The sequence below is a fragment of the Pararoseomonas sp. SCSIO 73927 genome (assembly GCF_037040815.1).
Taxonomy (GTDB): Bacteria; Pseudomonadota; Alphaproteobacteria; order Acetobacterales; family Acetobacteraceae; genus Roseomonas.
The window spans coordinates 4,443,539-4,457,641 of sequence record NZ_CP146232.1 but is presented as its reverse complement, the minus strand read 5'-3'; the positions used below and the strand labels follow the sequence as shown (position 1 = coordinate 4,457,641).

Genomic DNA, 14,103 nt, shown 5'->3' with positions numbered 1-14,103 from the left:
CCCTACGTCACGGGCGGGCCGGACTGGCCTCCGCCGGACTGGACGCCCCGGTGTTGGTGCTGCTGGAGGCTGACTGTCCCCGCGGTGACGTCGCCGTCGGCGGTGATCCGGCCGGTGCAGTGCAGCTCCGGCGTGTCAGCGGTGACTTTCGGCGCGTTCTGGATGGTGACGGGCTTGCCGCCGCCGTCCAGCACCAGGCCCGCGCGGGTCAGGTGGACCTTCTGGCCGGTGTCGTCGTGGAGCGCGACCTCGCCCTCTTCCAGCTCCAGCTGGAAGCGCCGGTCGTTCACCGCGATGATGATGCCCGAGGAGCGATTGCCGCCGAGGAACACGACCAGCGCGTCCGCTCCGACCTTGGCGCGCGACGCGACGCCGTACTGCTGCAGCGCCGGCGTGCCGTCGCGGATCTCGTCCCCGTCGAAGCGGGCCTGGTACCGCCGGACCCCCTTCCCGCCCATGGCCTGTGAGGCCGTCAGGCGGGCGATGCCGACGATCGACATCATCCGCCCGTAGAGGCGCTCGACCGTGCCGCTCACACCCCTGGTCCTGTCCCGCTCGTGCGTTGCGCGCCGCCGTCCCGGAGGATGCGGTCCTGGTCCAGGGTCTGCTGGACCTGCCAGTCGAAGGGCGAGAGGAGCACCGGCTCCGGCAGGAAGGCGTCCTCCGGCATCACTGTCACATCGGCGAAGGTACCGTCCCGGCCCTTGCGATAGGTGACCTCGGAAATCACCCACTCCGCATCGACCACGTGGCAACTCGGCACATGCACCGGCACCCGGTAGCCCGGCTCCCAGAGGCGCCCGGCCGCATCGCGCCAGCTCGGCACGACGATGGTCAGGGCCTGGGACCGTCCAATGCGCCGGGCGCGCTCCCAGCGGACCCGCCGCTCAGCGATATCCACCCCGTTCTGCATCGTCTCGGCGATGAGGATGAGGGGCCGGAACCGCTCCCCCGTGCCGGGCCGGTCGGTCCCTATGGTGCGGTCCGTGGCACGGGCGCGGAGGTTGTAGTCGGAGGAGGCAGAGGCCTGGGCTACGTCGCCCAGCGTCTCGGTCGGCATGTAGACCGCCTCGTAGAGGCTGTACCGCTGGTCGTCGGAGAAGGCGACGTCCGCATCCTCGACGTTGATGCCCTCGCGGAAGCCACTCGCGTGCCGGTCCTTCCCGAGCTTCGTCAGCACCAGGCGCCCGTCCGGCCCCTCGTAGGCGAGGAACTCGGAGTGCCGCGCCACGCGGTCGATGATGTCCCAGCTGCGCTCGGTGAGGATGACGTTGAACTGGGGCACCACGGCCCCGTCCCCGTCGCGCGCTTCCACCTGCAGCCCGTGCAGGCCGCAGAGGCGCTCGATGACGGCGCGGGTGGTGGCGTTGCTGATCTGGTTGGCGATGCCCCGCAGGTAGGCGGAGCAGTCCACCAGGTCCTGCGTCTTGCCGCGGCCGCTGACGGTGCGCCGCGAGCCCGTGCTCTTGTTCACCCCGGGCCGATACCGGTTGACGTAGCCGGTAATGACGGTGTCGCTGCCGAGCCGCACCACGCACGGCTTGCCGGGCTTGGCGATGACGATCGCGGGGTTGCCCCGGTCGAAGACCTTCAGGTCAAAGTCGGGCGGGGTGCGCTCGAGGCCGCGCGTCACGCGGACCTCCTGCCAGCCGATGTACTCCACCCCGTCGATCAGGAGGCTGAGATCGTCGGCGGCCATCAGGATCCGCGGACCCTGAACGTCCCGCCGATGAAGTTCGGGTCCTCCGCCGCGGCGTAGGCCGAGATCTCGTCCGCCCGGGAGAGGTCGCCGTAGAGGCGGTAGGCGTGGACCAGGGCCGGCATCGGCGCGGGCGCCTCGACCGTGCGAAGGCGCGGGAGGCTGCCCGCCCTCTCGCTCAGCAGCCGTGCCAGAGCGGTGCGCAGCCCGCGCAGCGCCGCGGCGGAGGCATCGTCGTAGGCGTCGGCCGCGATCACGATCTCCGCCTCCAGCAGGGCCGTGACGCGCTCCCGGAGCGCGACCGCTTCGTCGTAGGTGGGCAGGCTGGCGGCCGCGACGGCGCGGGCCAGGGCGGCCAAGGCGGCGCGGCGGCAGAGGGCGCTGCAGGCCTCCTGCACCCCGGTCATCGCCAGACCGATCGCGTCTCCCCCTTCGGCCACCGTCGGGCGATAGGCGCCTAGCGGCAGCAGCAGGCGGACGGCGTCGGCCGGGTCCAGGGCGAAGGCCTGCACCTGGCCGGCCAGGTCCTGCACGCCGTCGGCGATGTCGGAGAGGAGGGTCACAGCTTGTCCAGGAGGGCGGAGACGCGCGCCACGCCCCGGGTGACCCCGGCGCGGGCGCTCGAGAGCCGCGAGAGCGCGCCGTCGACGCTGGAGAAGGTCCGCGTGACAGTGCTGAGGGGGTTCCGGAGCCCGGACGCGAAACGCCCGAGCGTCTTGTCCAGGCCAGGCACCACGGCCCCGACGGCGCCGAGCGCGCTGCGGGCGTCGCCGATCAGCCCGTTGGCCGTCGACATCCAGCCCCGGACCGTGCTCTGCGCCTGGCGAACGACGTCCACCCCCTGCTTGAGGGCGTCGCCGGCCGAGCGGGCGAAGTCGGTGACCGAGGCGAGGTCGAGCTCGCCGGCCCACTTCTCGACGGTCGCGCCGAGGTCCTCGAGGCCGGCGAGGCCGCCGAGCGTGCCGCCCTTGCCTTCCTCCAGGAAGAAGAAGGCGCACTCGCAGACCCCGCCCTCGTCCCAGCGCCAGGAGGTCTCGAGCTCCTGGCCCTTGACGGTCAGGCTGCCGAGCGTGGGGTGGACGAGCTCGCCTTCCCCCTCCTGCTCGATGGCCTCGATCATCGCCGCCTCGCGGGAGATCGCGTCGTCGCCCGCCAGGAAGCCGATGATGCGGAAGCGGCGGCCGGCGCGGCCGAGGTCCTCGATCTCCACGGAATCGCGGAAGGCGAAGTCGTGGACGGCGAGGCTGCGGCCGAACCGGCCGGACGCCTCCAGCACGCCGAAGGGCAGGCCCCGCCAGGAAGCGGGGCGGAGATCTTCCAGCCAGCTCATGGCACGGCTCCCAGGTCCGGACGCACGACCCGCACCTGCCCGTCCTCGCTGCGTGCGGTGACCGTGGCGGGGCGATCGCCCTCCACGCGGACACGGAGGTCAATCTGCTGCCGCCCCACCGGGGCTGCGGCGGGCGACGGCGTGCCCGTGGCAGGCAGGGTGGACCGGGGCGGGGGGGGCGAGGCAGGCGGGGGTGCCGCCGCGGCGGCGGCGCCCCCGCCGCGCAGCTGGGGCAGCATGCCGGCGGCGGTGTCGCCGCGGGCATTCGCTTCGCCCAGCCTGCCCCGGGGCCGCTCGTAGTAGAGCGAGGTCACCTGGCCCGCGCCGGCAGCCGTCGTCTGACGGCGGAGCAGGTTGCCGGCACGACGCTCCGCCCCCTGGGTCAGCTCATAGTTGATGAAGTCGATCTGCTCCTCGAGGGAGCTGCCCTGGATCGGCTTGCCTGCCCAGCGCCGGAAGTTCTCCTGGCGGTCCGGGTGCCACTGCGCGATGCCGTAGGCCTTGCCGCTGTCGCCCACGGCCGCGTTGTCCAGGCCGCGGCCGCTCTCGTGGCGGAGGTTGGCCAGGATCCCTGCGGCCTGCTCTTCGGTCCAGCCATGCCCCTTCAGGCGGTCGAAAGCGGTGCGCTGCCGCGCTGTGGCCTCCTCGCCCCCGTAGGCCCGGCGCTGAGCGCCGTCGTCATCCTGCGCGCGGCGCCGATCCGGGCCGGATGCAAGGCCGGTGGTGCGCTCCGGGCGGTTCAGGACGCCGAAGTACATGCCGAGCCGCTCGCCGACCTGGCGCCAAGCCTCCCAGCCACGTTCCGCGTCGTCCTGCGGCGTGGGCTCCCGGGCGTCCTCGGCCCCGTAGAAGCCACCGGCCGTACCACGCCGGCCCATCCGGCCGCGGCGGGCGGCCTGGGCCTCGGGCGTCGCCGCGCCGCTCTCACGCCACATCTGCCCGGTGCGCTCGACACCGGCCACGGCGGCCGCAATTGCCGCGGCGGCGCCGAGCCCAGCCCCGAGGAGGAGCGGCCGGGAGAGACCGGCGGCGGTTGCAGAGGCGCCGGCCGCGCCAGCTGCGACAGCTGGGGCGGCAGCACCAGCGGCGCCGGCGGCAGCCGGGGCGGCGGCGGCGGCAGCGGCCGGGGCGGCAGCGGCGGCGCCTGCAGCGGCTGCGGGGAGGGAAGTGCGGGCCAGGCGGCTGGCTGCCCAGGTCGCGGCCTTGTAGGCGGCGGCTAGGCCCGTGACGCGGGCGGTGAGCCCGAGGATCGCGAGAGTCCACTTCGCCGCCATGGCGCCGGCCAGCACGGTCCCGACGGTCTCGAGGCTGACCACGTTCTCGTGGATCCAGCGGAGGCCGTTGCCGACGGTCTGGATGCCCTGCCCGATCTCGGTCCAGGGCACGGCCGCGAAGCCCCGGGCCATGCCCGTGACGGCCTCCCCGACCTTCAGGCCGATCCACTCGCGGTTCGTCACCACCCACTCGCGGGCGCCGTCGATCAGGGGGACCATGGAGGGCGCGAGCCGGGCGGCCAGCGTGTTCGCCAGCCCCTGCCCGGCCAGGGTGAGCTTGGCTTGGGCCTCCTCGAACTGGCGGGCGGCGCGGGCCCCCTCCTCGTTCGTGGCGCCGTAGCGCTCGGCCTCCGCCTGCAGCTCGCGGAGACCACGGCGGCCGCCGGAGAGGGCGGGGATCAGGCCAGGCGGGAGCCGCAGGGCCCCCATGACACGTGCCTGCAGGGCGGGATCGCCGATCCGCTGCAGGCCGTCAGCGACCTCCGGCAGGATGTCGGCCGCGCCGCGCGCGCGCCCGGAGGCGTCGCGCATCTGAATCCCGAGCATGCGGAAGTAGGCCGCGGCGGTGTCGTCCCGGCCGCCCACGGCGTCCGTGACCGCATCACCGAGGCTGACGAGGCCCTGAGCCATGTCCTCGCCCGAGGCGCCCGCGATCTTGGCGGCGGCCTGCAGGGAGGCAACCTGGCGCACCGAGGCGCCCGCGCGCTGCGACAGGCGGCCGAGCTCGGCACCGGTGCGTGCCCAGCCATCGGCCAGACGATAGACGCCGGTGATGGTGCCGGCGGCGGTGATAGCGGAGAGCGGGGGGACGATGGCGCCGATGGTGTCGGCCACGCCCCGCGCTTGGTTGCGGAGGCGGTCGAGGCCGAGGCCCCGGCCGATGTCCCCGCCCAGCCTCTTGACCGCGCCGCCCAGCTGGAGGGTCGAGCCCACCATCCGGGCGACGGGGCGCGAGTAGCCGTCCTGCGCCGTGATGGCGACGCTCAGCGCGCCGGCGGAGGCCGTGGCCATGTCAGAGGCGTCCCATCTCGGCGGCGCGCCTCTCCCACCAGAGGAGCTCGGTCACCGGCATATTCAGGCAGTCCCGCGGCCCGAAGCCGCAGGCGATCGTCACCCGCCCTGCGAGGCGTCCCCATCCGCCTTCAGGACGGGCAGCCTGAAACGGTCGAAGTACCGCTCCGCGAACTGGATGACCTGGGGCAGCAGCAGGTGCAGCACCGTGTGCGGCAGGGTGCCGTGCATGCGGATCAGGTGCTGCACGGTCTGGATGCCCGTCGGCTTCAGGGTCGCCTCGTCCAGGGACTGGGCGTTTGGCGGGGAGAGGATGACGTGGTCGTACTCCTTCCCGCCGAAGCTGATGGTCGGGAAGTTGATGCGGCGGGAGGGGATGGCCTCCACCACATCGACGTCATCGGCGGGGGTGTCGGTCTCGCTCACTGGATCAGGCCTCCGTCACCTGGGGACCCTCGAAGCGGAGCTCGATGGTCTGCTCGTCACCGTCGACGTCGATCGCGCCGACGCAGGCCATGTCGTTGCCGGTGGCCCGCTTGCCGTTCGTCAGCTCGAGCGAGACCGACACGCCGGCCATGTTGAGGTACTCCTCGGACGAGATGCCGGCGATGTTGCGCACCACGGCCTTGATGTGGCCGGTCTTGGGCTTGAGCTTCCAGCCGTGGAAGCCGTCCATGCCCATCATCGGCTCGCGCTCGTGCGTCGAGGTGCTGTAGCCGGTGCCGCTGACCACGGGCAGCGCGAGGCCGTCCACGGTCAGGAAGGCGGTACCCGCAAGGGCGTCCGTATCGAAGGCCATGGATCAGTTTCCCGTGGACTGGCGGAACTGCACGCGGGCAGCGAACTGGCGGAACTGGTCCACCGGGATGATCGGCAGCAGCCCGTCCACGCGGCAGCGGTTGGAGCTGTTCCGCTGGACGTCGAGCGCCTCGGCGAAGCGGCTGTACTGCTGCACCAGCCCCTCGTCCTGCATGGCGCGGTACTCGCTCAGCAGGAAGTCGCGGATGATGAGGCGGCTGATCCGGCGGGTGCCGGGCCGGGGCTTCTGCGCGTCGTCCACCAGCACGCAGCGGCCGAAGCGGCTGGTGATGCCGTTCTTCAGGCGGCGGATGGCGGCGGCGATGCAGTAGAGCCGCTCGGGGTACATGTAGCTGTCGTCCGGCGCACCCTGCCCGTTCAGGCGGTAGCCGGTGACCAGCGTGTCCGTCAGGACCGAGCCGTCGGCCTGCACGACCGAAGCGCCCATGCCGTTGTTCACGAGGGTGTTGCGGTCCCCCACCCCGAAGCGGAGGTCCGAGCTCGGCGGCAGCATGTCCACCGGCAGGCCGTGAAGCGGGATCCCCGGGTTCGCCCGGATGCTCGCCGCGCAGGCCCCGGCGAGGCTGGCCGAGACCAGCGGCGCGAAGGACGGCGACCCGTTGAAGGGCAGCGTCACCAGGTACTGGTCGTTGCGGTTGCCGGCGAAGGTCAGCGCCTGGGAAAGGGTGGCGCGGAGGGCCGCAAAGGCACCGCCGTAGAGCATCTTGTCCCAGGACCAGCGCGCGTCGATGTGGGCGCGCAGCGCGTTCAGGCTCGTCGTGTCCAGGTAGGGCAGGACGTAGAACTCGAAGGCCTCGTCGTTCAGGTTGGCCAGCGCCGTGACCAGGTCCGGGTTGGCGGTGCCACCGGACATCGCCGCGATCGTCATCGCCAGGCCCGCCGGGGCCACCTCGCCGCCGGCGGAGCCGAGGAAGTTCCGGACCACCTGGATATCGTTGCCGACCTCGCCCTTGTGGCGGGCGGTCAGGGTCACGACAGCGGCGGCCGCGGCGGCCGTCACCGGCAGGTCGCCGGCGGCGTTCACCGCGGCGGCGATCGCTGCCGCGATCTGGGGGAGCGTCATGGCAGGCGCGACTGCGTACTGCACCCGGCGCCCGGCGATGTAGAGGCTGTCCGTGCCGGCGGCCGTCGCAACCGCGGTGACGGTGATGGTGCCCGTGGCGGCGACGCCGGCGCCGTTGTCGGCCAGCGGCAGCACATGGGTCTCCCCCGTGGTGTCCCGCTTGCGATAGGCCTCGGCCTGAAGGGCCAGCATGGACCCGCGCCCGGCGCGCGCCTGGATCCAGGGCACGTTCTCCAGCGGCACCCGGACGCCCGGGGCGATGTCGGCCGCCGCGTTCTTCTGGCCGATGATGAGGGTGCGGAGGCTGCCGGCGGTGTTGGAGTTGCCCGCCGAGTTGTCCATCTCCGCGTAGAAGAGGGTCGTGCGGAGGTTGGCCGGGATCTGCGTGAAGCCGTCCATCAGGCGGGGTGCTCCTCGTCCGCCGGGGGCGGGGTGAAGACCGCCTCCGGGGCGGGCTCATCGGGGGTATCGGGGACCGGCTCCGGGGCCGGGGTGACGGAGGCCTCGGCCTCCGGAGGCTCGCCCTCGCGGGCATCCTGATCGCGCAGGATCCGGACCCAGTGCTCGGTGCGCTCGACCCAGCGGCCCTCGGGCGGCAGGAAGTCGTGCAGCACCGGGTCGGGCACGAGCGTGCCCTCCCGCGGGATGACGTAGATCATGGAGGCTCCTACGGGGCCGAAGGTGCCGGGACCGGGCGCAGGGCGAGGCCGAAGCCGTCGCAGCAGGCCGGGTCGGGCTGGATGACGTCGAAGGTCTCGGGCCAGATGAGCTCGAAGGCGACGAGACCGCGCCCGAGGGCGAGCTCCGAGCTCTTGGTGTCGATGCCGAGGGTGGTCTTCACCCCCTCGACGCGCTCGATGAGGCGGCCCGGGCCCATCTGCAGGTCCGCCGAGGTGAGGACCAGGTCGCGCACCTGGCCGGTGAGAGCCTCGAGCTCGGCTTCCACCTCCTCCTCGTCCCGGGACCGGTCGCGGACACGCGCCTCGACGCCGAGGATGAAGCTGGCCTGGAAGCGGCTCTGGGCGGAGGTGCCACCCAGTCGCTTCAGCTCCTCCTGCCAGCCGTAGACCAGCAGGAGGGACTGCTCCCGCTCCTGCACCGGCCAGGTGCGGGCCCGGTAGACGCGGCCCTCCACAAGGGTGGCCCCCTCGCGGAGGATCTCGGTTACCCGGTCCCGGACCACGGCACGGTGCACGGCGGTGCTCATCCGATGAGGCCCAGCTCCAGGTAGACCCAGCCCTGCCCGTCGGGCAGGTCGTCCCTGATGTCGAAGGTGAGGCCGCCGACGACCACGCGGTCCTTCGGACGGAATGCGAAGCCGGGCGGGAAGTCCGCCTGCCGAACGCCCAGCCAGGTCTTCGCGACGGAAGAGGGAGCGATCGCCCCCTCCATCATCACCTGCAGCTGCGTGCGATCGAGGATCCCGCGCAGTCCGGGCGGCAGCTCGGGCTGATCGCGGGGCTGGTACGTGATGGGCTGGCCGAAGGCACTGAGCAGCGCCCCCGTCATCAGCCCGTCCAGGTCGACGGGCACGACGCCGTCAGGCGCCGCGGCGGCCGCGCTGGAGCATCTCCGGGCGGGTGCAGATGTGCAGCGGGTAGGAGTAGGCCTCCGCCTGCACCCACTGGTCCCGATCCTTGTCGAAGACCATCTGGATGTAGACCGGCTTGCCGAGGGTGTTGAGCCACTGGAAGCTCTCGCCCGGTGCGAGCGCGCGCTGGAAGACGCCCGGCGCGCCGACGGGGAAGAACTTCACCTCGTTCGGCGCAACCGCGATCGCGGAGTTGTCGTCGGAGCCGCGGTAGTTCTGCCAGTCGATGTCGCCGAAGGGCATGGAGGAGAAGGCGGTGCCGCCCCGCAGCTCCACGGCCGCGTTCCAGTTGGCGTAGGTCTGCACCACGTCCGGGTGGCTGACCAGGTCGTCCCAGAAGGCGTCGCCGGCGATCGCGTGCACCCGGGTACCCGGCGTCCAGGCACCCTGGGAGGCGCGCTGCATCGCCCGCACCACCCCGGCGCACTTCTTCCGCAGGGTCCCGGCCGTGCTGGCGCCCTTCAGGTCGAAGGCGATCTCGTCGGGCTGGATTACCCCGAACTCGTCGAACCAGTCGTAGAGGACCGACCCGTCCGCATCGAGCAGCTTGCCCTGGACGGCGCCGAGGCGGTGCCGCTCCCAGGTGTACTCCATGTTGGAGGTCAGCCCCGTGGGGCCGGCCACGCGCCGCGCCACCTCGGTCTGCACCTGCATCAGCACCGTCTCCTCGCCGAACTCGCGGATGCCCTGCAGCTCGGAGGCGAAGATCGTGTCGGCGTGCGCCAGGCGCGGCACCTCGAAGTAGCGCATCTTGCGCTTCTCCGTCTTGCGCTGCGTCGGCGCCGTGCCGCGCTCGGAGGTCGGCACGATGACGAGGACGCCGTTGCGCTCCTCCACGGCGAGCGCCGTGGTGCGGATCGGCTTATCCTCGAAGATGCCCAGCGTGCCGAGGCCCTGGGGCTTGAAGGGAGTGCGCTCGACAGCCGCGGTCATCTCCACGGTGGAGAAGGCATCGGCCTTGAAGACGTTCAGAATGCTCATCGTGATGGGGGTTCCCGAGAGGGGACGGCCGCCGTCACGGCGCGCCGGGGACCGGACTGGCCGGTCGTGGAGAGGGCGAGCGCCCGCCGGCGGCGGGCACCGGGGTCAGCGGGCGACGATGGCCACGGCCAGGAGGTCGGCGAGCCCGGCGGTGCGGCCGGTCGCGTCCACGCTCGCGTCCCAGAGCAGCTCGGAGGCGTTCACCTCCGCCGCCCGGGTGACGGCGGCTCCGCGCTTCGAGCCGTTCGCCGGCACCGTGACGGTCGCGTAGAGGATGGCGGAGGCCACCTCGCTGCCGTCGGAGCCGACGTTGTCGTAGGGGACGTAGTTCCCGGTCGCGCTCAGCTTGGCGAGGACGGTGCCGGCCTGCAGCGTGACGGCGGCGCCGGTCTGGTTCTGCACCGTGATGGTGTCGCGGGAGCGGAAGCCGTTCGCCTGGGAGACCAGGAAATGGCCGGGGTAGAAGCCCTCGGAGAGGACGGGTGCGCTGGGCATGGTCGGTTCTTCCTGATCAGCCGCGGGGGGTGACGCCGGCGCGCTTCATGGCCGTGTCCCAGGAGGCGGCGGCCTGCTGCTTGCGGCTGGGGGCCGGCGTCTCGGCGGCGGAGGGGCGGTTGCCGAGGTCGGCCATGCGCTGGCCGAGCCCCGGGGCGGCGGCCTGCTGCTTCGGCAGGGTGCCGAGCAGCTTGACCGCCGCCTTGGCGCTCATCGTGGTGTTGCAGGCCAGGTTGGCGGCGGCCGCGGCGCGACCGGCGGCAGCCTTGGAGCCGAGGATGCGGGCACAGCGGGCGCGCTCGCGGGACCGGGCGGCGCGGGCCTTCGGGTCGCGGTCGTCCTTCTCGTCCTGCTCCTCGTCGTCGTCCTCCGCGTCCTCGTCCTCCTCGGCGGCGGTGCGGCGGCTGCGGGCGCGCTTGTCGTCTTCCTCGTCGCCCTCCTCGTCGTCGCCGTCCTCGGCCTTCTCGCGGTCCTCGTCGTCGCCCTCCTCGTCCTCATCGGAGGCGCGGCGGCCGCGGGCGCGCTTGTCCTCGTCCTCCTCGTCCTCGGACTCCTCGCGGCGCTCCTCGTCCTCGGCGCGGCGGCCCTTGGCGCGGGCCGGCGCGGGGGCGGAGGCCTGCGGCACGGGATCCATCAGGTGGGCGAAGGGTACGAGCGCCTCGGCGACGGAGGCGCGCGCGCGGGACGGGCGGCGCGCGGGCGCGGCCGCGGCCTTGGGCTTACGGGGCATGGAACCTCGGGGGGCTGGCGCCGGTGCGGCGCGGGGTCAGAGGGTGTTGAAGAGGGCGCGGAAGGCGGCGCCGGGGGACGCGACCGCGTCCGCGAGGCCCACCCTCAGCCCGGCGGGGCCGAGGAAGGTGCCGGCCTTCGTGGCCCGGACCTCGGAGGCCTTCAGGCCCCGGTTCCGCGCCACGGTGTCGATGAACAGCTCGCCCATCGTGTCGATGTCGGCCTGCATGCGGCCGAGGGCGTCCTTGCTCAGGGGCTCGTAGGGGTTCCCCTCGGCCTTGTGCTCGCCGTACCGGATCATGGTGACGGTGATGCCGGCCTTGCCCAGCGCCTGGGACATGTCGACGTGCATGCCGATGACGCCAATGCTGCCCGTGCCGCCGGTGCGGGGCACGGTGATGCGGTCGCAGGCACTGGCCAGGGCGTAGGCGGCCGAGAAGGCGTTCTCGTCCAGGATGGCCCACATCGGCTTCTCGCCGCGCAGCCCGTAGACGACGTCGACCAGGTCGAAGCACCCGGCGACCTCGCCGCCCGGGCTGTCGATGTTGAAGGCGATCGCCTTCACGTCCGGGTCCTGGAGTGCGGCCAGGAGCGCCGCCCGGATCCCGTCGTAGCCGGTCATCCCGGAGTAGGGCCGGAGGGTGCCGAGCTTCTGGACCAGGGTCCCGGTGACGTGGATGACGGCAATGCCGCCCACCAGGTCGTAGCCCTGGTCGCGATCGCGCCGCTCCCGCCGATCGGATGGCGCGCCGAGCTCCTCGTCCTCCATGGCCCGCGGCTTGAGCGAGATCAGCTCGCCGCCGCGGAACATGCTGGCGATGCCGAGCCGGTCCGCCAGGGCCGCCATCACCACCTCCGCCTTCTGCGGGTGGATGGCGATCGGGGTGTTGAAGAGGCGCTGCGCCAGGTGGGGGAAGGATGTCACCGGACGTTCTCCAGCGTATCCCAGCCCCAGGGGGCAGGCCGGCCGCCGAGCCGCTCCCGCGCGGTCACTAGCTCCGCCGGATCGCCCTCAGGGTGACGCGTGACGGAGAGGCCGGTCCGGATCGGTTCCAGGCCGCAGGCGTCCAGGCAGGTGCCCTCCCCGAAGCTGCGGAGCTCCACCAGCTCGCCGGCGACGAGCCGGGCCTGAGCACCGGCGGCAGCTGCGGGGCGGACGAAGGCGAGGAGCGCCGCGAGGCCGAAGGCCCCGCGGCGGCTCAGCACGGAGTGCGGCATCATCGGTCGTTCCTGCCGCCCTGCGGCTGGTTGGGCGGGCCGGCCGCCCACTGGGGCAGCGGCAGCCCGCGCTGCTTCATCATGCGGATCTCGACCTGGCGCTGGTCGAGGTTCTCCTCGTAGTCCCGGCCCTGCTCGGCGCTCTCCTGCTCGAGCGTGCCGAAGCCCGCCTCCATGCCCAGCACCGCGCCCTGGCGCTCCGCGACCGGGTCCACCCAGCCACGGGCCGGGCCGATCCAGTTGCAGCGCATGTACGCGGTCCGCATCTCGATGAAGGACGGCGCGCCGCGCGGCAGGGGCGCCCGGCCGGAGTCCATGATCTCCTCCAGCAGGCAGCCCCAGATCGGGTTGGCGAAGCCGACCGCGAAATTGTCGCGGCGGCGGATGAGCGTCTTCCAAGCCTCCAGCATGGCGGCCCGGGCGGAGGAGTAGTTCGTCTTCGAGTAGTCCCAGCTGACCTGCTCGGCCGAGAGGCCGGCGGTCGCGGCGAAGGCTCGGAGCACGTGGCCCTGGAAGTCCACGAACCCCGAGTTGGGGTGCGTGGAGGTAATGGCCTTCAGCTCCTCGCCCGGCGCCAGGCGCGGGATCTTCACCCCGCCGACGGCGATCGGGTTATCCTTGGCGTGCTGCATCCGCAGCTGCTGGTAGGCGCTGAGCTCGCCTTCGTTATCCTCGGAGTTGAGGACGTCCGTCTCGTCGTAGGGCGACTGGATGACGGTCGCGAAGATCGTCTGCAGGAGCATCTGCGCCAGCTCGGCGCGATCGGCCCGTGAGCCCATCTTCAGTCGCGAGAGGACCGGGGCGAGGATACCGAGGCCTCGATGCTGCCCCCGCCGGTCGAGCTCGCCGTCGTGGATGGTGACCGGCCTGCCCCACGGGGTCTCCCGCGGGAACAGATCCCAGATCATGCTCTCGATCGCGGCGAAGTTCTCGCCCTGGTGGGCGCGGCGGATGTGGTACCCCGTCGCTGCCCCCAGGCCGTCCAGCACGATGCCGGCCCGGAGGTTCGGCGTGTCGACCTGCTGGTAGGGGTTCGACAGCCGGTCCGGGTCGAGCAGCTGGACCGTCGTGTTGTAGCGCGCCGCCCCGTACCCGACCCGCTCCGGCGTCCAGAGCATGACGCCCAGGGCCTCTCCGTCGAGGATCTTGTGGCGCAGCGCCAGCCAGTACATCTGGGTCATGGTCAGCTGCCGGGCGGCGTCGCACCATTTCCCGGTGTCGTCCGCCCACATGCGGTACTCGGCCTCGACGGCCCGCCCGAACTCGTCGGCCCAGACCGCGTCGAAGCTCCGGCTGTAGGCCTGCAGGGCCCGGTAGTCGGGCTTGGCCACCAGCCGGAACTGGCTGCCGATCGCGCTGTCCAGGATGCGGGTAATGCCACCCGTAGCCCAGCCGTCGTTCCGGACCAGGTCGCGGGAGCGCGCGACCATGCGGTCGCGGTCCTGGTTGATCTCGGCGTCCGGGGAGCGCAGCCAGGGCTGCCACTCCGAGGTCTCCTGGCCGAAGAGGTTTGCCGCGTCGTAGGCGAAGCCGCCGGCCATGCCGCCCGGGACGTAGCCGCCGGGACCCTGCGCCCGGGGGCGACCACCTTCGGCCTTGGCGGCGGCGCGGAGGGCCTTCTCGCGCTTCCGGCTCACCGGAAGACCACGCTGCGGGCGCCGCGGCGAATGCCGAGCGCGGCGTTGATCTGCCGGATGAGGCCCCGGATCTTCTCATCGTCCGTCGGGGTGAAGGTCACGCTGCGCGCGCCGGTGCCCGCGGTGTAGCTGACGGCCACGGCCTTCTGGCCCGCCCCGAGCTCGATGAGCGCGCCCTGCAGCTGGGCGCGATAGCCCTCCAGGGCCCCGCGCGACATGCCCGCGAAGACCCCGACCTGGATGATGTCCGACATGA

18 protein-coding genes are annotated in these 14,103 nt (G+C 72.6%); all 18 read right to left on the bottom strand.

The genetic code is table 11. The features are described from left to right. Positions 1-2 precede the first annotated feature (2 nt). A complete protein-coding gene (locus VQH23_RS21100) occupies positions 3-536 on the bottom strand; it encodes a phage baseplate assembly protein (RefSeq protein WP_338662635.1) in 534 nt (177 codons plus the stop codon). After that, positions 533-1,699, bottom strand: coding sequence for a phage baseplate assembly protein (locus VQH23_RS21095; RefSeq protein ID WP_338662634.1), 1,167 nt, complete (start codon positions 1,697-1,699; stop codon positions 533-535). The genes VQH23_RS21100 and VQH23_RS21095 overlap by 4 nt, the downstream gene beginning before the upstream one ends. Further along, complete coding sequence (locus VQH23_RS21090; protein WP_338662633.1) at positions 1,699-2,262, bottom strand: hypothetical protein; 564 nt, start codon at positions 2,260-2,262, stop codon at positions 1,699-1,701. The genes VQH23_RS21095 and VQH23_RS21090 overlap by 1 nt, the downstream gene beginning before the upstream one ends. Further along, positions 2,259-3,029 (bottom strand): DNA circularization N-terminal domain-containing protein, encoded by a 771-nt coding sequence (locus VQH23_RS21085; protein ID WP_338662632.1) that lies wholly within the window; start codon positions 3,027-3,029, stop codon positions 2,259-2,261. Before VQH23_RS21085 ends, VQH23_RS21090 begins: the two co-directional genes overlap by 4 nt. Next, a complete protein-coding gene (locus tag VQH23_RS21080) occupies positions 3,026-5,314 on the bottom strand; it encodes a phage tail tip lysozyme (RefSeq protein WP_338662631.1) in 2,289 nt (762 codons plus the stop codon). The genes VQH23_RS21085 and VQH23_RS21080 overlap by 4 nt, the downstream gene beginning before the upstream one ends. A 99-nt stretch (positions 5,315-5,413) precedes the next feature. Continuing rightward, entirely contained in the window at positions 5,414-5,740 is a 327-nt protein-coding gene (locus VQH23_RS21075; protein WP_338662630.1) for a hypothetical protein, read from the bottom strand. Positions 5,741-5,744: 4 nt separating this feature from the next. Further along, positions 5,745-6,113: a phage tail tube protein gene (locus VQH23_RS21070; protein WP_338662629.1), complete on the bottom strand. Its 369-nt coding sequence runs from the start codon at positions 6,111-6,113 to the stop codon at positions 5,745-5,747. 3 nt (positions 6,114-6,116) lie between these two features. After that, complete coding sequence (locus VQH23_RS21065; protein ID WP_338662628.1) at positions 6,117-7,595, bottom strand: phage tail protein; 1,479 nt, start codon at positions 7,593-7,595, stop codon at positions 6,117-6,119. Continuing rightward, entirely contained in the window at positions 7,595-7,855 is a 261-nt protein-coding gene (locus tag VQH23_RS21060) for a DUF2635 domain-containing protein (RefSeq protein ID WP_338662627.1), read from the bottom strand. The genes VQH23_RS21065 and VQH23_RS21060 overlap by 1 nt, the downstream gene beginning before the upstream one ends. A gap of 8 nt (positions 7,856-7,863) precedes the next feature. Beyond that, positions 7,864-8,403: a hypothetical protein gene (locus tag VQH23_RS21055; protein ID WP_338662626.1), complete on the bottom strand. Its 540-nt coding sequence runs from the start codon at positions 8,401-8,403 to the stop codon at positions 7,864-7,866. Next, a complete protein-coding gene (locus VQH23_RS21050; protein ID WP_338662625.1) occupies positions 8,400-8,729 on the bottom strand; it encodes a hypothetical protein in 330 nt (109 codons plus the stop codon). Before VQH23_RS21050 ends, VQH23_RS21055 begins: the two co-directional genes overlap by 4 nt. A gap of 7 nt (positions 8,730-8,736) precedes the next feature. Then, a complete protein-coding gene (locus tag VQH23_RS21045; RefSeq protein WP_338662624.1) occupies positions 8,737-9,768 on the bottom strand; it encodes a major capsid protein in 1,032 nt (343 codons plus the stop codon). A gap of 105 nt (positions 9,769-9,873) precedes the next feature. After that, positions 9,874-10,263, bottom strand: a complete 390-nt coding sequence (locus VQH23_RS21040) for a head decoration protein (RefSeq protein ID WP_338662623.1) — start codon at positions 10,261-10,263, stop codon at positions 9,874-9,876. A 16-nt stretch (positions 10,264-10,279) separates the two neighbouring features. After that, positions 10,280-10,993: a hypothetical protein gene (locus VQH23_RS21035; protein ID WP_338662622.1), complete on the bottom strand. Its 714-nt coding sequence runs from the start codon at positions 10,991-10,993 to the stop codon at positions 10,280-10,282. Positions 10,994-11,029: 36 nt separating this feature from the next. Continuing rightward, on the bottom strand, positions 11,030-11,917 hold the full coding sequence (locus tag VQH23_RS21030; protein WP_338662621.1) for a S49 family peptidase: 888 nt from the start codon (positions 11,915-11,917) through the stop codon (positions 11,030-11,032). Beyond that, on the bottom strand, positions 11,914-12,213 hold the full coding sequence (locus tag VQH23_RS21025; RefSeq protein ID WP_338662620.1) for a hypothetical protein: 300 nt from the start codon (positions 12,211-12,213) through the stop codon (positions 11,914-11,916). Before VQH23_RS21025 ends, VQH23_RS21030 begins: the two co-directional genes overlap by 4 nt. Then, positions 12,210-13,847 (bottom strand): phage portal protein, encoded by a 1,638-nt coding sequence (locus VQH23_RS21020; RefSeq protein ID WP_338662619.1) that lies wholly within the window; start codon positions 13,845-13,847, stop codon positions 12,210-12,212. Before VQH23_RS21020 ends, VQH23_RS21025 begins: the two co-directional genes overlap by 4 nt. After that, positions 13,844-14,101, bottom strand: a complete 258-nt coding sequence (gene gpW, locus VQH23_RS21015) for a gpW family head-tail joining protein (RefSeq protein WP_338662618.1) — start codon at positions 14,099-14,101, stop codon at positions 13,844-13,846. The genes VQH23_RS21020 and gpW overlap by 4 nt, the downstream gene beginning before the upstream one ends. Between the last annotated feature and the right edge of the window lie 2 nt (positions 14,102-14,103).